The organism is Aporhodopirellula aestuarii (assembly GCF_023701485.1).
Classification (GTDB): Bacteria; Planctomycetota; Planctomycetia; order Pirellulales; family Pirellulaceae; genus Rhodopirellula; species Rhodopirellula aestuarii.
Genome location: NZ_JAMQBK010000021.1, coordinates 56,926 through 76,598, shown reverse-complemented (window position 1 = coordinate 76,598; position 19,673 = coordinate 56,926). Strand labels below are relative to the sequence as shown.

The 19,673-nt window shown below is 56.9% G+C and carries 12 protein-coding genes; 4 read left to right on the top strand and 8 right to left on the bottom strand.

Going from position 1 to position 19,673, the window contains the following annotated elements:
* Positions 1–57: 57 nt before the first annotated feature.
* Together NB063_RS06865 and NB063_RS06860 are read left to right on the top strand one after the other, a co-directional pair.
* Positions 58–2,637, top strand: coding sequence for a PSD1 and planctomycete cytochrome C domain-containing protein (locus NB063_RS06865; protein WP_250928016.1), 2,580 nt, complete (start codon positions 58–60; stop codon positions 2,635–2,637).
* A 12-nt stretch (positions 2,638–2,649) separates the two neighbouring features.
* On the top strand, positions 2,650–4,014 hold the full coding sequence (locus NB063_RS06860; RefSeq protein WP_250928015.1) for a DUF1501 domain-containing protein: 1,365 nt from the start codon (positions 2,650–2,652) through the stop codon (positions 4,012–4,014).
* A 277-nt stretch (positions 4,015–4,291) separates the two neighbouring features.
* Here the strand turns inward: NB063_RS06860 and NB063_RS06855 are convergent, their stop codons facing one another.
* Positions 4,292–6,523 carry an RNA polymerase sigma factor gene (locus NB063_RS06855; protein ID WP_250928014.1) on the bottom strand — a complete coding sequence of 744 codons (2,232 nt, stop codon included), beginning with the start codon at positions 6,521–6,523 and terminating at the stop codon, positions 4,292–4,294.
* A 231-nt stretch (positions 6,524–6,754) separates the two neighbouring features.
* Positions 6,755–8,167: a Gfo/Idh/MocA family protein gene (locus NB063_RS06850; protein WP_250928013.1), complete on the bottom strand. Its 1,413-nt coding sequence runs from the start codon at positions 8,165–8,167 to the stop codon at positions 6,755–6,757.
* A gap of 1,309 nt (positions 8,168–9,476) precedes the next feature.
* On the opposite strand from NB063_RS06850, the gene NB063_RS06845 reads away from it, so the two are divergent.
* Together NB063_RS06845 and NB063_RS06840 are read left to right on the top strand one after the other, a co-directional pair.
* Complete coding sequence (locus NB063_RS06845) at positions 9,477–10,529, top strand: hypothetical protein (RefSeq protein ID WP_250928012.1); 1,053 nt, start codon at positions 9,477–9,479, stop codon at positions 10,527–10,529.
* A gap of 297 nt (positions 10,530–10,826) precedes the next feature.
* Positions 10,827–12,305, top strand: coding sequence for a hypothetical protein (locus NB063_RS06840; RefSeq protein ID WP_250928011.1), 1,479 nt, complete (start codon positions 10,827–10,829; stop codon positions 12,303–12,305).
* A gap of 237 nt (positions 12,306–12,542) precedes the next feature.
* On the opposite strand, the gene NB063_RS06835 is transcribed toward NB063_RS06840, so the two are convergent.
* From NB063_RS06835 to NB063_RS06810, 6 genes are all read right to left on the bottom strand, one after another.
* Positions 12,543–13,166 (bottom strand): HAD family hydrolase, encoded by a 624-nt coding sequence (locus NB063_RS06835; protein ID WP_250928010.1) that lies wholly within the window; start codon positions 13,164–13,166, stop codon positions 12,543–12,545.
* Positions 13,163–14,443, bottom strand: a complete 1,281-nt coding sequence (locus NB063_RS06830) for an NAD(P)/FAD-dependent oxidoreductase (protein WP_250928009.1) — start codon at positions 14,441–14,443, stop codon at positions 13,163–13,165. The genes NB063_RS06835 and NB063_RS06830 overlap by 4 nt, the downstream gene beginning before the upstream one ends.
* A 133-nt stretch (positions 14,444–14,576) precedes the next feature.
* Positions 14,577–16,232, bottom strand: coding sequence for a putative manganese-dependent inorganic diphosphatase (locus NB063_RS06825; protein WP_250928008.1), 1,656 nt, complete (start codon positions 16,230–16,232; stop codon positions 14,577–14,579).
* Positions 16,229–16,789 carry a flavoprotein gene (locus tag NB063_RS06820; protein WP_250928007.1) on the bottom strand — a complete coding sequence of 187 codons (561 nt, stop codon included), beginning with the start codon at positions 16,787–16,789 and terminating at the stop codon, positions 16,229–16,231. Before NB063_RS06820 ends, NB063_RS06825 begins: the two co-directional genes overlap by 4 nt.
* The gene (locus NB063_RS06815; RefSeq protein WP_250928006.1) at positions 16,786–17,739 is read right to left on the bottom strand and encodes a sugar phosphate isomerase/epimerase family protein; all 954 of its coding nucleotides are present in this window, start codon (positions 17,737–17,739) and stop codon (positions 16,786–16,788) included. The genes NB063_RS06820 and NB063_RS06815 overlap by 4 nt, the downstream gene beginning before the upstream one ends.
* Positions 17,740–17,782: 43 nt before the next feature.
* Positions 17,783–19,285: a rhomboid family intramembrane serine protease gene (locus tag NB063_RS06810; protein ID WP_250928005.1), complete on the bottom strand. Its 1,503-nt coding sequence runs from the start codon at positions 19,283–19,285 to the stop codon at positions 17,783–17,785.
* Between the last annotated feature and the right edge of the window lie 388 nt (positions 19,286–19,673).

The following is a 19,673-nucleotide window of genomic DNA, read 5'->3' as shown; positions in this document are numbered from 1 at the left end:
CGATCCGGCAACATTGGCGACCGTAAACAGCAACCTCTCATCTCACAAAAACTTATCATGGCTGCTTCCCGATTCTCGGCGTTCCTGATGCTCGTGTGTGTATCCGTTTCCGCGTACGCGGAAACGATCACACCCGAACAACTGAAGTTCTTTGAAGCGAAGATCCGTCCCGTATTGATTCGCGAATGCTACGGTTGCCACTCCAACGAATCGGGCAACGTGCGAGGCGGGCTTCGCCTCGACACCCAAGAACTGACGCACATTGGCGGCAGCAGCGGCCCCGCGGTGGTTCCCGGCGACCTCGATGAAAGTTTGCTCTACAACGCGATCATCCACGAAGACTTCGTGATGCCGCCCAAACGCAAGCTTCCCCAAAACGTGATCGACGATTTTCGCCAGTGGATCGAAATGGGAGCACCCGATCCACGCGTGACCAACACGGTCGAGATCCGATCATCTATCACCGACGAGGATATCCAAACTGCCCGAGAGAGCTTTTGGTCATACCAACCACCGGTCAAGCAATCGCCGCCCGAGGTGGCCAACACAGACTGGCCGCGATCCGACATCGATCGTTTCGTTCTCGCCAAACTCGAACAGGCTGACCTGACACCCGCCGCCGACGCGGAACCCTACAAAGTCCTGCGACGAATCTGCTTTGACTTGGTCGGTTTACCACCCACGCCAGAGCAAATTGACGCTTTCACAGACCTTTGGCAGTCGAACCCTGATCGCGCCGTCGAATACGTGGTCAATCGCTTGCTGGACATGGACCAGTTTGGTGAACGGTGGGGCAGACACTGGCTCGACGTCGTGCGATACGCCGAATCGACGGGACGCGAAGTCAACATGACGTACCCACACGCGTGGCGTTACCGAGACTTTGTGATCGACTCGTTCAACAATGACAAACCATTTGATCACTTCGTGCAACAGCAGATCGCCGGCGACCTGATGCCCGCCAAAACGGACCAACAGTGGGCTGAGAACTTGATCGCGACGACCTTCTTGGCGATCGGTCCCAAAAACGTCAACGAACAAAACCGAGTTCAGTTTGCCGCCGATCTGGTGGATGAACAAATCGATGCAACCACTCGCGTTTTCTTGGGAGCCTCCGTTGCCTGCGCACGCTGTCACGATCATAAATTTGATGCCATTCCGCAGACCGATTATTACGCATTGGCTGGCGTGTTCGGGAACATGACGACTTACTTCGGTAACCCGCCATCGGAATACGGAAGCTTCAATAGCGTTCAGACAAACCGCAGCAGCAGCCTGTTGCTCTTGCCGGTGAAAGATCCCAATCCCTTCGACAAACGGTACACCAAACAAGAACTCAAAGACCTTGAAGACGAACTGAAAGAGAAGCTGGAGGAACTTTCATCCGTGCGGCGCACCGCCAACGATGGCGACGTCGCCAACGCGCAAAGGATGCGGATCCGTCTCTCCAATGAAATGTCTACGATCTCGAACAAGCTATCCGTGGTTGATGAAAACGGCATGCCGCGGAGCTACTGCATGGGCGTGCAAGAACGCGAACAACCGTCCAACGCACGGTTGCTTGTACGCGGCGAAATCGATCAACCGGCCCAAAGCATCCAACGGGGATTCCCCCAAGTCCTTTGCTCGACTCAACCGTCGATCAAATCGCGTGAGAGCGGACGACTCCAACTCGCCCGATGGATCGGTAGCGAGGAGAACCCGTTGACCGCACGAGTGATGGTCAACCGCATTTGGCAACACCTCATCGGCCAAGGCATCGTCACCTCAACAGACGACTTCGGGATCACGGGTCAATCGCCGAGTCACGAGGAGTTGCTCGATTACTTGGCGGTGCGTTTCATGCAGTCGAATTGGTCCACCAAATCGCTGATTCGTGACATTGTGACTTCGCGCATCTATCGCATGGACACCGCATACGACCAACACGCACACGAGTTCGATCCCGACAATGCCTTGCTGTGGCGTGCAAACCCACGTCGTTTAGACGCTGAAGCGATCCGAGATGCGATGCTCAATATCAGCGGCGAGATCGATTTCAATCGCCCGCGTGGCTCCGCCGTCGCTGAGGCGGGATACACTCGCGTCACCGCCGGCGTCCTGGGAAACCCACGCGACATCGCCCGCAAAGCGATTGAATCTGCGACGCGGAATTTCCGGGGCATGCAACGCGGGGCGCGGAACCGGATAGCGGAAACGGTTGCCCGGCAAGTGACCGGACAGCTCGATCAAGAAGACTCGAAACACCGCAGCGTTTATCTGGCGATCGTTCGCGACGAAGAGCCCCGGTCGCTGTCGGTATTCGACTTTGCCGACTCAAGTGCCATCATCGGCACGCGAGAATCATCCAATACCGCCAACCAAGCGCTCTACATGATGAACAATGAGTTTGTCATTCAACAGAGCGCCGCCTTTGCAGATCGTGTGATCCGGGAACGTACTTCGCCAAATGACCGGCTCGAGTACGCCTTCATTTTGGCCTACGGTCGCCCGCCCACACCGTCTGAACGTTCCGCCGCCGCATCGTTCATCAAAGAGTTTTCGTCGTCGCTCGGTTACCGATCTCGCGGCGAGGAAACGATTGATGCACTCTGTCAAAGCTTATTCGCGTCCGCCGAATTTCGTTATCTCGATTAACTGGAAACCACCATGATCTCACGACGTCAACTCTTGCAAACCACGTCTGCCGGTTTCGGGTACCTCGCATTCGCTGGACTCCACAGCCAACGCGTTGCTGCGGACGCATCTTCGACAAATCCGCTCGCCCCCAAAGCACCTCATTTTCCCGCTCGCGCGAAACGGGTGATTTTTCTCTGCATGCAGGGAGGTCCGTCTCACGTCGACACATTCGACTACAAACCGCAGCTCACCAAGGACCATGGAAAGCGTGGCAAGTACGGCGGATCGCTCTTGAAATCGCCTTGGGCGTTCCGTCAACACGGTGACGGCGGATTGTGGATCTCGGACATTTTCCCTAACGTCGCCAAACATGCTGATGATCTGACTCTGATCCGTTCGATGCAGTGTGACCAACCGGTGCACCCCGGTGCGATGACCCAGATGCACACCGGCACCGCTCAATTCATCCGCCCCTCACTCGGTGCGTGGACGCTGTACGGTCTCGGAACCGAGAACGAAAGTTTGCCCGGGTTCATTTCATTGAACCCACCGTCGGGTAGTTCACGAAACTACGGCAGTTCCTTTTTGCCGGCGATTTATAGCGGCTCGAAGGTCGGCCGAGCGTCTCGCTTTGGTCGCGGAAACAGCGGCGAAAGCGTTCCCGATATCCGCAACCCAAAACTGTCTGAGAAGCAACAACGAACGCAACTCGATCTGATCCAACGGCTTAACGAAGAAAAGCTCGCACGGGAAAAATACCAACCCGGTATCGAAGGCATGATCGAATCCTATGAACTCGCCTTCCGCATGCAAGACGCGATGCCCGAATTGATGGACACCTCTGGCGAGACCGAGGCAACTCTCAATTTGTACGGCATCAACAACAATGCGACTGAGAGCTTTGGGAAACAGTGCTTGCTCGCGCGACGCTTTGCCGAAGCTGGTGTACGGTTTATCGAAGTGACGCACGGCAACTGGGACCAACACGTCAACCTCTCCGTCGACCACAAGGCTCGTGCCGAAGCGTGCGACCAACCCATCGCGGGCCTGCTCCAAGACCTTAAACAGCGTGACATGCTCAAAGACACGCTGGTGATTTGGGGCGGCGAGTTCGGACGCACCCCCGCCGCCCAAGGTGGCGACGGCCGCAACCACAACAACAAGGGCTACACGACTTGGATGGCCGGAGGCGGCGTCAAAGGCGGCTTCAGCTACGGAGCCACCGATGAGCACGGGTACGAAGCGATCGAAAACAAATGCCACATCCACGACTGGCACGCAACGATCCTCCATCTACTCGGGCTCGACCACGAGCAACTGACTTACCGCTACGCCGGCCGCGACTTCCGCCTCACCGACGTCCACGGTAACGTCGCCAAGGACATCCTCGCGTAACCGCACGACAACATGCAAACGGCCAAGTGCTGTGCCGAAAATTGCCTTTGACTCACCGCCGTCACGGATGTTGCCGAGGCGATTTTCGTATCACCTATTCCTCCGGGAACGCCGATCTCAGCGTCCTGGACAGGCCAATCCCCGATTACAACCGCATCCATCTTTCTCGCAAAGCGGGAGGGTGGATTCAAAACGCGTATGCTGGATGGTCCACCGTCTGGCAGCGGTGGCTGCAGAGAACTTTTTGGGCCTTTAACGTTTCAATGACCGGTTCGTTTTAGAACATTCCACCACCCGATCCACCACCGCCCGATCCAGCGCGGGGAACAACACGGGGAAGCGACGGCTCGGTCGACACCGGATCGGGCCCGAAGTGCGTCTCCCGCATCGATTGCATCAGCGATTCGATTTGGTCATGGACCGCGGTCGTGGTGCTGATCAGCAACGCTGGGCGGCCTTGCGTGCCGCTGCCCATGGGCATGATCGTGCTCGTACCACCGAGGGATTCCCACTGGTCGGTTGCCAACGACGCCTGAATAAGATTGATTGCCACGTTGTAGTCACCACGCGGCAAGCCGGTGCCTTCAAGGAAATAGATTCTCGGTCGCAGGTCCGCTTGTGCAGCTTCCAATGTCGTGATGATGATGGCCTCATCACGCACGGTGTACGTCAGTTCGAGCGGCCGGAGGATTGAGTTGAGGATCACCCGAACAGGTGTGCTTCGGCTTTCGTCGACGGGTGGTTTGGATTCGATCGCCTTGAGCCTCCGAATGGATGGCTGCGGCTGCGATGTTTTTGATGGCTCAGTGCTCGACGGGCCAAATGGGTCATTAGACGGCCCAAAAACGCTGGTCGATTCGGGAGCTGAGGAGATACCTGAATAGAATTCGACGGGGGTGTCCTCGGTTAGGCCGATTTCCTCCAACGCGACCAAATTGATTCGGATCGGAAACTTCGTTTCACGCGCGATGATCGCGACTGCTTCCATCAAAGGGGTCTCCACGAAATCCACAGCGATTTTCTCCGCGAGTACGTTGTCGACCTGTTCGACGAGTTCATCGGAGATTCCGATCCATTTATCAGTTGATATGCCACGTCGGGTCAACTCGGAGAAATCGGCCGTGATCACCAGTCCCTCGTCTTGCACCTCCGCTCGCAGGCCATGCGGTTCCAATGTTTTTCGAAGGATCGTGCGAAGCGGTTGTTTCTCCGTCGAAATTTCGATGACGGTGCCATCATCCAAAATGTCGGTGAGTGCGACTGCTCGATGATCGAGCAGGACGGCGACCCCGAGTGCATCGGATAACGATTCATCGAGATTGCTAACCGGACTTTTGAGATTGATGCTCACCAGATCATCCATCTTCTCTGCCACGATTCGGGCAACTTCGGTGCGATGCTCCGGTGCAGTCTCGGGTACCGGCTCTTTCGCCAGTGGCGTCGTCGAAGGTGACGAGTCGTTTTTGGTGGGTGATTTCGTTGAGGCCGGAGCCGCGATCTGACCAACAACCAGTGCCCCCGTATCCGCGTTGCCGCTGGGGATTTCGGAGACGCGTACCGTGAGCGGCCTGGCTTCGTTTTCACCAAACGCCGAGACCTGCGTTAACCAGATGCTGACGACCGCTGCGGATGCAAGACAACCGGCGGCGGTCCATGACGTGAGACGCAACATCGAATTTCCTGACGAGAGAAGAGGAGTGAGGTCAAACGGTAATTTACCATCTTCCGAATCAATGGCCGGTTGAGCGGTTGATAATTCAATGTCTGCCGGAATCGATTGCTGCGTGACGTTGGCGGCGACCGATTCCGAAACGCGGAGAGTTTGCGCGGCGGCGAATGCCATTACGGGAACGACTCCGCGACGTCGCAGACGTCCGGCCAAGACTTGCTTGCCCCGTTGGACATGTCCGCGGACGGCACCCACCGTCGATTCGATCCGCTGAGCGATGGTTTGGTAACTGTGTCCTTCCATCAGATGCATCACGATTGCCGTCCGGTAGTGCTCCGGCAGTTCCGCTAACTCTTCGTCGACAACGGCCGCTTCGTGGCGACGCGTTAACTCGGCGAAGGTATCAGTTTGTTGATCGGGAATCTCATGGAGTTCGATCGCATCCATTGAGCATCGCCGCGTTTTTGCGTGGCTGCTTCCCCGACGTTGTTGCACCGTCAGCCGGCTGGCCCGGGTTGCGACGCGGTGCAGCCAACCGACGAGTCGCTCGGGATGACGGATTTGGTTTGCTGTTTGCGCCAAGCAAACCCAAGTGGTTTGAAACGCATCGTCGGCGTCTTGTTCGTTTTGGCAGTGACGGCGACACACGCTCAACACCATCACGCGATAGCGGCACACGAGTTCGTCAAACGCCAACCGGCTCTGGTCCTTTCTCCAGCCATCCAAAAGATCGCGGTCGCTCAATTGAGCAAACATCGACTCGCGCGCGCTAACCACCGGCGGCGGCTGAACGGACGAACGTGATGAGGGAATCGGCGGATGGCGAGTTTGGGTATTCATGGCGTCTCACTATTAGGGTAATGGAGTGAGACGGTGGCGCGCCAAAAATGGGATTTTTCCAATGAAAGTCCTAAAAAACGCTCTTCGATTCCTGGGGCCGAGGTGACCGCTCGTCTTCCTCCTCGGTGTCGCCGCATTGCGGAGGAAAACGAAAACGGGGTTGGTCTGTCGTTACAAACCAACCCCGTGTCTCGATTTCGGTGCTTGCTCGCGTTGATGCGAGCGGCCTTCTTAGCTCAATTCCCAACCCGAGCGATATTCACGCTGGACAAATTGGTTAACCGATTCGACGTTCGGGCTCGTCAGGTCTTTGGCGTTCCATTGGATACGTTGACCTTCGCCCGCTCGCATGGCGAGGTTCCCGACCAGGATCGTTTCGGTGAGTCGACCGGCGTATCCGAAGTTCGACATCGTGCCCGGTTCGTATTCACCTTTGATGGTGCTGACAAATTCCCACTTTTGTCGCTCGTCGGCGCTGGCCTTGAACGGGATCCGTGGCAACGTGGGTTCGGGAGCCTTGTAGTCGACGTACTTGTCTTCGGGCAACAGATAGTACTTGGCACCATAATCGTCGGGTGAGAACAACACGCCTTTGCTACCGACGACGACCGCGCCGGACATTTTACGTCCGCCTTCACGCTGCTGCGCGACGCGTTTTTGGAACGATTGGGGCAATTTCGAAATGATGTCCTCGGAGGGAAGGTTTCCTCCGTCGTACCAATAGAACTTGCAGGCGGGCAGCCCTTCACGTTCTGGGAATTCGAACACAAGTTCACTGCTCGCCGGGAATTGTTCACCGTCAACGATTCCAGGGTTCTTGACGGCGGTAACCGCGATCGGATCCCACAATTTCAACGCCATCACGGGCATGTTGGTGGTATGGCATGCCATATCGCCCAGGGCTCCCGTGCCGAAATCGACCCAACCACGCCAATTGAATGAGTGGTACGCCCCCGCCACGAACGGACGCATCGGTGCAGGGCCGATCCACGCGTCCCAGTTCAACGAGTCAGGAACAGGATCTTCTTTCGCCGGACGTCCGCCGCCCTGAGGCCAAACCGGTCGGTTGGAGAAGACGTGAACTTCGGCGACGTCACCGATCGCGCCGCTGCGGATGATTTCGACGGCTTCTCGCAACCCATCGTCGCTGGTGCCTTGGTTGCCCATTTGGGTGACGACGCCGGTTTTCTCAGCCGTCTCCCGCATCATTCGGGCTTCGCGGATCGACCATGTCAGCGGTTTTTGGCAATAGACGTGTTTGCCCATGTTCATCGCTCGGACACAGGCGGCGGCATGCGTATGGTCGGGCGTGCTGCAGGTGACGATATCAATTTTGTCACCGAGTTTGTCGAGCATCTCGCGGAAGTCATCGAATTTTTCGGCGTCCGGGAATTCGCGTCCCTTCTTCGTGAGGGTATCGCCATCAACGTCGCACAATCCGGCAACTCGTACGCCTTGGTTTCCGATGTGGCTGGTGTCACTTCCGCCTTTGCCGCCTACGCCGATACAACCGGCGGCCAGTGCGTTAAGTGCGGATTCGGGTTTAACGTCTGAGGCCAGCGACGTGCCGGTCCAATATCCGACACCCGCAGTGACGGCTGCGGATTGGCCCAAAAATCGACGACGATTCGTTCGGTTGGTCATGCGAGAGGTTTCCTAAAGCAAACAGGCTAGGTGGGAAGGAAGGTGGGAGGTCTCGGAAGTCGAATCTCGAAAGCAAGCCGATACCTGAAAGAGGGGGGATGCGTTCCAAATAACACGACGAAACGCGTCTCCGGCCATGCCCAGCTTACCAAGCGAGGATGGTGGCCACAATCAAATGTTTGGGGTCGGCGAAAGATCATTAGCTAAACAACTGCGCCATCTCAACGAAAAAACCCCGCGGCCGGATTTCAATCCGAACGCGGGGTTGAGGTGTTTTGATTCAAAATCGCTGGGAAGGGAGCCTCAGCGAGACAGCGTCTCGTGAGATTCTTCTAGCGATCGTGAATTTTTCAGTGGCATCCGCAAGGAGCTTCGCAACCGCAAACTGGTTCGCAACCGCAAACTGGCTCGCAACCGCAAACTGGCTCGCAACCGCAAACTGGCTCGCAAACTGGTGCGCAGCAAGCGTCGTCGCAGCAGCTCTTCTTGCTGAACATACGAGCGAAGAAGCCACCGAAAGGACGGCAAGGTGCCGAGTCACAGCAAACTGGCTCGCAGCCACAGACTGGTTCGCAGATTGGCTCGCAACCGCAAACTGGTTCGCAAATTGGCTCGCAACCGCAAACAGGCTCACAAACTGGTTCGCAGCAAGCGGTGTCACAGCAGCTGTTCTTGTGGAAGAGGCGTTGGAGCAAGCCCATCTTAGGTGCACAGCAAGGCTCTGCACCGCAAACTGGTTCGCAACATACTGGCTCACAACCACAAACGGGCTCACAAACTGGTTCGCAACAAGCGGTGTCACAGGCTGAGCCGCAACCGCCGAACAGCGATTTCAGGCCGAAAGCGCTGGCGCTCGAAGCGCTTCCAGCGATCAGGGCAACAGCCAAAACAGCAGGTACAAGGATACGACGCATCGTACAGGTCTCCGTAGATTTTTTTTGAGAGGAAGGTTTCGATCGCCACACGATGGTTGTCGTTTCGGATTGGGAGGGTCAACGACGACTCGGTGTGATTTGCGTTCTCGGTAAATTGAAAGCAAGATACCGTTGCACAATTAGGTATCGGACGGACGGAGTGATTAGGCGCTATCGAGTTTGCGAATTCGGATCAGAATGGCTCAAGACCCTGCAGTCTGTATCACTCACAACGCTTCGCTCGGTCGCCCCGGATCGACGATCTCGTCCTCAGAATCTGCATTATTTTAAACCTCATTTCCCTTGACGGGCGCGCAAACGTATGCACCACTGAAGTTCCCGGTGGCAATCGGTCGACACGGGCGATCCGAATACTCCCAATGAAATAGGCAACGATGGACCTCATTCGCTTTGGCACTCTTCACGATCTGGCTTCACGAATCGCTCGCTGTGCAACCCTGTTAGCTGCGGTCGCGTGTTCCGCCCAATCGCACGCCCCTGCACACGCGCAACAACCAAATACCGCAGACGCGGATACCACCGAGGCCGCTGACGAACGTTCCTCCAACGACAATCTGCTGCGGCGGATGACCACCGCAGGCATCCAGCTGACGGACGACAAGTCTTTCACTTTGCCTGAACCAACGTTTGTTTCGATCGACGGTGAAGCGGCTGATCGCGCGACGGCATTGAAAGCTCTCGAAAAGATTTCCGGGCGTTATGGCATCGCGGGGTTCACCCGAAATTCGGTCGTGGCCCCGATCTCGGTACAAACCGATTCGATCAAGAATGACGCCGGCGATCGGATCGGGCATTTCATTGACGTCGCGTTTGTCGTCCATCAATCGATTGCGGAGATCCGCAAGTCAGAAGCACTCGACGATTTCAAATCGGATCCTGACGCTCCCGAAAAAACGATCGAGTACACCGACCAAGACAATCCGGATGAGTTGGAAAAGAACAAAACCCGCTCGCTTACGAAACAGGAACTTGCCCAGTACGGTGTCACGCTCGACGGCAACTACGAAGCCCTCGGGTATCTACAAATGCCGCTGCTGAGCAAGGTGATCGTGCGTGGGGTCGCGCGGGCGCGACGCTCGGTTTGGCCGACCGATGACGAGAATGCACCGATCATATTGACCTGGTTGCTCGATTCGCGATTCGGATCGCCTTCGCCAGACCCGGAATCCATCTCGAATCAATGGCGGGCGATCGAACGAGATAGCGTGGGCGAAAAAGTGCTCGGTCCCCCACGACCCTATGCCGGCATGGGTGGATATGTCGCGATCTCCCCGGTGCCCGACAAAGAAACGGCATCGATCATCCAGCTCCGGTTTGTGATCCACGAACCGTACGACTGGTTCGATGGACGTAATCTGCTCCGCAGCAAACTGCCGATCCTGATCCAGGATCGCGTCCGGAACCTTCGCCGCGAACTCAAAGATTGATTCGGGATCCGGCGTCAGCCTTCTTGCGGGTCCCCCCAAGTCCCAGCCTCCTGCACGTTTGTGCGCCGTTTGCAGGATTTGGGGGGGGACGCCACCGCGGGCGGGTGGGGCGGTGCAGCAACATGACGAGCGTTGAACGCCAAAACCGGCCGAATCGGTAGAGTCCGAACCGCAGGGGGGCGCCAATCGTAAAGAAAATCCGCCTCAAAGCGTGTGATTTCGAATGACAGCGAATACAATTGGCGGTTCTTCTCGTCTCTCAAAAGATCTTTCTCTCCCCAAAACACAACGTCCATCATGGCCGCACGCGACGATTCCGTCATCCGTGGCAGCTTGATCGCTTGCCTGATTTTCTTGGTTCTTTCCCTGGCCTTGAACTTCTTCCTGTATCGCTGGGGCAGCGTCGAGTCGCTAACCACCGCCGCCGCAAAAGAACGGCTGACGTCGACTCAGTCGGAGTTACAGACGTTGCAGAGCCAAGCCACGATGATGAAGGCGATGCTCGGCGTGGGGGGGCTGACCAAAGCTCAGTTCGATCAATTGACCGCGAGCACCGGCGGCGATCCAGACATGGAAACGATCGAGCGACAGTTCGCCCGCGACATGTCGTATTTCGGTCCCGAGGTCGATCCGCAAAACCGCAACTACCCGAATCTTCCCGAAGTCCTCGTCAACGCGATCCGCTCGCGAAACGTGCAATACGGCCAAGCACGTGATGAGGCAACCAAGATCCGCGTTCAATCCGCATCGGAAGTCGACCTCGCCCGCAAGGCTCAAGAGCAAGCCGAATCCGATAAGGATAAGGCGAACAAGAAGCTCGAAGAGGAAATGTCAAAATACGCCGAAGACCGTGAGAAGATGAAGGAGACCGGCGAAAAGAACAAAGACACGCTTCTGCAAACGTCGCAAAAACTCAATGCACTCAGCAAAAAGTTGCAAACCGAACTGGCTAATTTCAAAACACGTGAAGACAAATTGCTCTCGACGATCAACACGCAGTTGATCGAACTGACCAAACTTCGCAGCGACAACTTCGAAAGCACACAGGGCTTGATCAGCTATGTTGTTCGCGACGGTAACGTTGTGAATATCGATTTGGGCTCCTCTGAAGACCTCCGCCCCGGCGTGACGTTTGGTGTGATCGATGGTGATGAAACCCGATTGCAGGATGCAAAGGTCAAAGCGACCATTCAAGTCACGAAGATTCTCGGCGCCCACCGTGCCGAGGCCCGCGTTGTGGCTCGCCCCGAGTTCCGCTATCCGATCATCCCTGGCGACAAAATCTACTCGCCGTTCTGGTCCCCAGGACGCCGAGTCAAGATCGCACTGGGATGGAATATTGATCTCGACGACGATCAACGCCCCGACACCGAACAGGTTGCCGCGATGGTGCGAGCCGCCGGTGCAGAAGTCGCTGCCATCATTCAGCCGGACCTGAGCACCGAAGGCAAGTTCGATAGTAGTGTTCGCTTCCTCGTTCTCGGAGAAGCTCCGGAGGCGGACGGCGAAGCCGATGCCCAGGACGTGATCGCGTTGGGGCAAGCGAAGACGATGGCGAAAGAACTCGGTGTAACGGTCATCCCTGCGTGGAAATTGCAGGCTTATCTGCGAACGATCGACGATTCGTTGACCACACCATTGGGTTCGGCTGTCCGGGGCAGCGACTTTGCTCCAGAACCTTCCGACGCCCCCGGGCGGTTGCCCAATAATCTTCCGTCGATCTTCCAACAGGATGATACGGGGATTCAGACCACCAATCAGATCCTGGAGCCGTAGCCTAACGGCGACCGAAATTGACACCCGCCTCGAAGTGCGAGGCGGCGTCAGACCGAAGACAAATCGAGCGAGGGTTACACCTCGCTTTTTTTATTGTCCGATCGGCGAGCAAGCCGGCGTCGCCTGACGGCGTATCGACAGAGAATCGTTAGAGCGATTTTGCAAACGGCGTAGGTTCACTTCCCACCGGACGGCCTCGATTGGGTCGGTAGGCCCCGGCCCCAAATCTGGGCAGCGTTAGGCGCCGCTCGGTACCAAGTTCGGACGGACGTCGACATATTGCATGCCCGCTCGGCACGCGGCATCGAATCCGAGCGGTGAATCTTCAAAAACAAGACACCGTGTCGGTTCCACACCGAGCAGACGAGCGGCTAGCAGGAACGCATCCGGCTCGGGCTTGTGCAGTTCGGTGTCTTCGCTTGTGACGATCGCATCGAACCAGTCGAACAGCTCAATTTGTTTGAGCTGACGCTCGATGATCGGCCGGTTCCCGCCGCTGGCGACCGCCAGGGGCAGTATTCCGCGATACCTTGCGGCGCAATCACAGACGATTTGGAGTGGTTCGAGTTCATCCATCAACGCTGCGAAAGCGTCTTCCTTGGCTTGCGCCGCGGAGTCGACATCGACGTCAACGTTTTGTTCCTGCGATAGCACCGCGATGATCTTTTCCGTCGGCATGCCGCCCATGGAATAGAAACGCGGTTCGGGGAATTCGACACCTCGGACCGACATCGCTTCGCGCCAGGCGCGAAAGTGCAGCGGCATCGAGTTCGTCAGGGTTCCGTCGCAATCAAAGATCAGGCCGTCAAAACGTTCGGAGAGATCGTCTTGCCACCAACGCAGCTCTTTCAATTCGTTCAAGCGTTCATCTCTTTCATGGATGCGAGTTTCTCTTGGCGAGTGTTCTCGATGCTGCGTTGCAGGTCCGGGAACATGCGTCCGGCATCTTCGGTGAAAACCCGTCCGATTAATAAGTCGGTGACGTTGCCTCGGTATTGTGGGAATTCACGCATGAACCGCCCGATACTGAAGTCTCTATCGTAGAACGCATGGACGAGTTTGCGAATCCGGTCGGCACCCTCTTTAAATTCGCCTGCCCACTTACCGAGTTGCTCCCCCGACAGGTCATCGTTGGCGAGACCTTCGATGACGGCGTCACCCGCCCGAACTCCCATCTCGAGGGCGAAGTAGACACCGGACGAATACACCGGGTCGATAAACCCGAACGCGTCACCGATCAGGACCCAACCCTTACCGGCGTGTTTGCGCGTCATGTATGAGAATTCTTTTGCCGTTGTGAACTTACCGACTCGCGTCGCGTTGCTCAGTCGTGGAATCAGCCCAGGGCAGTTGGCGAGTTCTTCGGCGAAGATTTCTTCCGGTTTGCCGCGGCCTTTGAGTAAGTACTCATGATCGGCGACGCAGCCGATACTGGTAATTCCGCGGGATTGGGGAATGAACCAGAACCACGCATTTTGGTCCTCGGTGTTGAGAATGATCGTGGCCCCTTCGTTGTCTCCCTCCCCACGCACCGCGTCTTTGTAATAGGTCCAGATCGCCGCTTTCTTGAGGTCCGGATTAACCTCCCTCAAGCCCAGCTTGCAGGCGATGAAGCTCTGTTGCCCGGTGGCATCGATGACCACGCGGGCGTTGATGGAGTGCTCGTTGCCGTCGGCGTCACGGATCACGACCCCGGTCGCTCGCGGGGTGTCATCGGGTGAATCCGGGGCGTCAAATTTGACATCGATGAGTCGGGTGCGGTCATAGCAATCGGCGCCGAGTTCCGCCGCGCGGTCAAACAGCATTTTATCGAATTCGCTGCGTTCGACTTGCCACGTCGTGCTGCACTCGCGTTCATCGTGCTCGCGGAAAAAGAACGGCTGGGACTCTTTACCGGTATGCGTCACGAATTGGACGCTTTTTTTCTGCTGCCATCCCGATTGTTTCACCCGGTCGATTAGGCCGAGACGTTCGAGCGGCCAGTAAACTTCCGGCATCAATGATTCACCGACGTGGAATCGGGGGACCGGCTCGCGTTCGATCAGTAGGGTGCTGTGGCCAGCGGAGGCAACGATGGCGGCCGCGGTGCCGCCGGCAGGTCCTCCGCCGACGACCACACAGTCATAGGACGCTCTCATGGTTTCATTACCGGTAAGCAAGATCGGGGTGGGATGATTCGGATGGTCTTCATCCGGTGGGCATGACAACTATATCGACCCAGGAAGCCCCCGACTCCGTCGGTGACTTCCGCGAGGTGCATTCCGTCCACGCTCAGGACGGGATCGTCGCCGATTCGAGCAGGCTGCTGATCAGGGGCAACAACTGTTTCTTCCGGCTGACAACGTTGTCGAGCTTGTACAGATTGTCTTCGAGTTGTGGGTAGTTAATTTCGTCCCACCCGTCGGGTTCCCTGCTCATCAACAACAAACTGCCGTTGCTGGAAATGTCGGTAATCAGCAGAGCGGAAAAGTCCAGTTGGTGCTCGGCCGCCAATCCACTGAGTGCCTTGGCGAGCTCGCTTTGCCGCTGCCAGAACAGATCGAGACCGATTTCTTCGATTTGAGAGATCGAGAATCGTGTGCCACCCTCTTCGAACTGTTTGCAGTCTTCGCGGACGACTTTGTCCGGCGGGCAAGACCGCAGTGCCGACCCGACTTGAAAAAAGTCTTTGGCGAACTGTTCGAGGGAAACATTGCAGAACGTTTGCAGCCACTCCAACATCTCGCGGTCAACATCGGTGGTCGTCGGCGATCGGAGGTACAGCGTATCGCTGATGATTCCCGAGGCCATGCACAATGCGATGCCGGAACTCGGGGAGAGGTCTGCCTGGCGGAATTGTCGTGCCACGAGCGTGCACGTCGATCCCACCGGGTCCATCGTGAACTTGATCGGCCCCGTTGATTTCAGCGAGCCGCCAAGACGGTGGTGGTCGAGGACCTCGATGATGTCCGCTTCATCGGCACCCTCCACCGCTTGGCCCATTTCGTTGTGGTCAACGAGAACGAGTTGCGGGCGGGGCGGGGTTACAAGGTCGCTCTTGCTCAACACACCCACCAGTTTCTTCCCGTCGGTGACAGGGAACACCGGCTGCGAAGACCGAAAGATCTGCTGTTTCGCCGTCGTGACCGGCATCTTTGCGGGCAAGGCTTCGAAGTCCCGGTTGATCGCGTCTTCGATGATTTGGGCCGCTTTGATCCGCATGGTTGTCGTTGCGGTGTCGAGGTCGCTGGTGATGACTGCGACGCCCCGGTTGCGTGCCAGCTCGAGCAGTCCGCTCGACAATTCGAAGCCACCCGTGACGACGAGCGCCCGAACCCCCATTTCGAGTGCGGGTAACTGAATCGTCGGTCGGTCACCGCTGACCACGAGCAAACGATCGGCAGGATATTGACTGAGACGTTCGGTAAAACCGCTCGCGCTCATCGCACCGACCGTCACGATCATGTCCTCGGTCTCATCGGGACTGATCGCGTGTTGAAAATGGCCTCCTAGCACCGAGACAATGCTGCGAAGTGTTGACCGGACCCCGCGTGCCTGCCCCGCGTCGACCCCACCACGAAAGACCAGCTCGAGCAGGTCGAGCAAGGTGGCCAACCCGATGAGACAATCGTCGTCATCGAGAATGGGAATCGAACGGAGCCCGTGCATGTTCATCAATTTGTAGACGTCGTAGAAGACGTCCGTGGGTCTCGCGAAAATAACTTCGCGGTTGCAGATGTCGTCTAGCTCCGGACGGACATCCATGATGATCCGCGGCATCGTGACTTTCGCTTGGCGGAGGGCAAATTCGGTCCGCTCATTGGGAGCCCCGCAGCAGGCGGCGACGGCATCAGGGCGTGTCGTCTGCCGCAGGAAATCTGCGTAAGCCAGGGCGCTGCAGATGGCATCGGTGTCAGGATTGCGGTGTCCGAAAACATGGACGGTCATGAGCGTTTCGTCGTTGCAGAGAGAAGTGTATGGATTTCGTCGACAATCTTAGTTGGTTCGCTCATCCGTCCAACACCCTGAACCCGACAACTTAGCCAACCTTTTTCCGGGCCGACGAATTGGCAGCCATCGGCGCGGAGGATGTCGATGTTACGTTGGACACTCGGTTGATTCCACATCGGATCACTCATCGCAGGGGCGAGCAGCACCGGGGCGGTATTTTGCAGATACAATGTACTGAGTAAATCGTCAGCCTGACCATGCGCCAGGCGAGCGAGAACCGACGCGGTCGCCGGCGCGATCACCATCGCATCCAAATCGACCGCCAGTTCGATGTGGGCCCCGAGCGGATATCGCGAGTCAAACGATTGGGTTGCCACGGGCCGGCCCGACAAAGCCGCCATGGTCGTCTCCCCAATGAACTCGGAGGCCCCCGCCGTCATGACGACTTGAACGTGATGACCGGCCTGGGCAAGTTTACTGCAGAGATCGGCTGCTTTGTAAGCGGCGATGCCGCCCGCAACGCCTAACAATATCCGCTTAGGTGCTTTCATCATGCCAGTTTTGCCCGCACCCGCTCGAGCAGAGCCTTCGTTGCGCGGATGCCGGCGTATTCGTCCAGGCCGCTACCTTCGTATTCGATTCCGACGTAGCCGTGGTACCCGAAGTCCATCACGATTTGCATCATTTTGAAATAATCGGTATTGGTTTCATCGCCATCGTCATTGAAATCGTGCGTTTTGGCGCTGACCGCTTTCGCGTACGGCATTAACGCTTGCACGCCGAGGTAGCGGTCGAACTGCAACGGGTCCTTGCCGCGACGGATGTAGAAATTACCGAAGTCGGGCAACGTCCCGCAGTTCTCCATTCCCACCCGTTCCATCACCACAGCCAACCATGCCGCGTTGCTGCTCAAGCCGCCGTGGTTTTCAACGATCACATCGATGTCGTGAGGCGCCGCGTATTCGCAAAGCTGACGCAGCCCATCAGACGCGTACTGGATCTGTTCGAGGTACGTGCCACCGCTCGCCGCGTTCACTCGAATCGAATGGCAACCCAAGAACTTCGCCGCCTCGACCCATTGGTGATGGTTCTCGACCGCTTTCTTGCGTTTGTCCGTATTGGGGTCGCCGAGGTTGCCCTCGCCATCGACCATGATCAGGAGGCTCTTCACGCCGTGGTCGTCGCACCGTTTTTTCAGGTCGGTGAGATACGCTTCGTCGCGGGCTTTGTCCTTGAAGAACTGGTTAACGTATTCGACCCCGTCGATTCCAAATTCTTCCTTGGTGATTTGTGGGAAATCGAGGTTGGTGATCCCCTTGGATGGGTCACGGAGTGTGCGGTGCAGTGACCACTCGGCCAACGAAATTTTGAACGGAACGGACTCCCCAGATTCTCCATGGTCACCTTCGTGAGCGACGGCGAAACGGGGAGCGATCGCCCCCACGGCTGCGGTGGCGGCGAGAGTTTGCAGGAAACGGCGGCGAGGCAAGGCGGGGATTTTCATTGTCGTTCGCTCAACGTGGAGGGAGGGAGGATGAGTCACGATTCTACTTCGGACCATCGCGTTTGGCGATAAGTGGCGGTGGCTGAACGCCACATTGTTCGAGTAACGTGTTTCGCCGCACGATGATCTTTTGTTGGACTTCGCTCAGCCCGGCGGGAGATTCGGAAACCTCTCCCGGAAAACGGATTTTTTGTAGCGTCTTGGCCGCCTCATTTGGGAGATGCATGACTTTCAATTGAATCTGCGAGATCCGGATCATTGCGTCCCATGTCAAAGGCCCTCCGTGTGCAACGATCAGCTGCAGGGGAGCCAGGGCGGGTAGGTATTTCTTTTGAGCAAAGAGCAGCGAAGCGAAATCGAATAGGGTCTTGTCCGCCAATCCCTTGACCAGCCCGAGCTGTTGTAGTTTGTCAAAGTGTTGCTCGGCGATCATCAGACTGCGGCTCGCGATCGCTTGCCGAAGCAGCATCGCGATGCGATTGAAGTCCGGATGCTGCTGGGCGATTTCTTGAGGCGTGGGTGGCGGAGGCCCCGCACTCTTTCCTTTCATGCCCAGCAGACCGCGACGTTTTTTCTTGTCGTTGACGACCGGAGCCGATGTGGTGTTCGGAACCAAACCGCTGGTTGCACGAGGCGTGATTGCCGTCTTCTCTCCCGAGGCGGAGCTCGCCAGCGTTGCCGATCTCGCTCCCATGTACGACGCGTTGCTCGTCGAAGCGGTCGATGAGGTGGCCAGGGCCATGCTAACGGCATCGTGCCGCACTTCGACTTTTTGATTGAGCCGCACGCGACGTTCTTCACTACAGAGTATCGGGTAACCGTGCAACCATTCGTTGCGCGAGATGATATCCCAGTCTTCGCAATCGACCCACTCCATCCTCAGCATGATCATCGCGATCAACACACCAATCAGCAGCGATAGCAAATGGAACCCGGCCTCCCAAAGCACGAAGCCTAAGAAAAAGAACATCAGCATTTCGATGAAGATATACGCCGTTGCCAACGTCGAGATCCTCAACTCAGTCATCAGGCCGCCACCCATCTTTCCAAGTCGCGGCACCAAGACCATGAACACACAGTTCATCTCATTCTCAGGGGCCCAGATCAGCGCCATCGCCATCATCACATAGATGCCGTTGTCCGACCCGACGGCAAACATGTCAGCGATTGCTGGCACAGCAAAGGAAAGGGAGAAAAGGATGCACTGCGCCAGCGCGCCGCAAAAAATGTGAATCCCGAAATAGATCGCACTGAATAGCAGTCCGCCCACCTTGCCTTCGATCACCAACCCGAAGCTCCAGAGGAACAACATGTTGACGATCAATTGAAACGGGTGGATATGCAAGAAAGAATGCGTGATCCATTGCAGCGGATGAATGCCATCGAACGTCAGTGCCAGCCATCGGAGATCCTGGAGGTCAAGACTCCCTGTTGCCACCTGGACCGCCGTTACCGCAAAGGCGGCCACATTGAGCGCGATGATCGTGCCCGTTGCGATCGGGTAGTGATAGACCGGCGCGTCGGTGGAATACGGAAAGAACAGCACTTCGAAGTTCCTTGCGGCCGCGGCCTGGGTGCGTCCACCAATGCTCGAATGAATTTGAAAACTGCCGTGGGCGATTCGGCGGCTTCGACTGGGAACTCAGTTTAGTGCATTTTTTATAATGATGTGGGCTTTCAATCTGTCGCTACGTTAGCCTCGCGATTTCGCAGCATTGAGAACGAGGGTGAGACCGAAGGGCTTCCGCCGTTCCGCTAAGTCTTTTAGCGAGCGATCCGGCTCAGGCCCCGTCCAAGTTCAGGTTGGACGAGGCGCTAGACAGCCAAATCCTTGCTACGACGTGGAAAGGCAGACTGCGCAAGAGATATCCTTCTGTTCGTCGGCGCGTTGCGACTTGCTCCGCTTTTCTTTCCCGCAACACGGACGCGTGTCC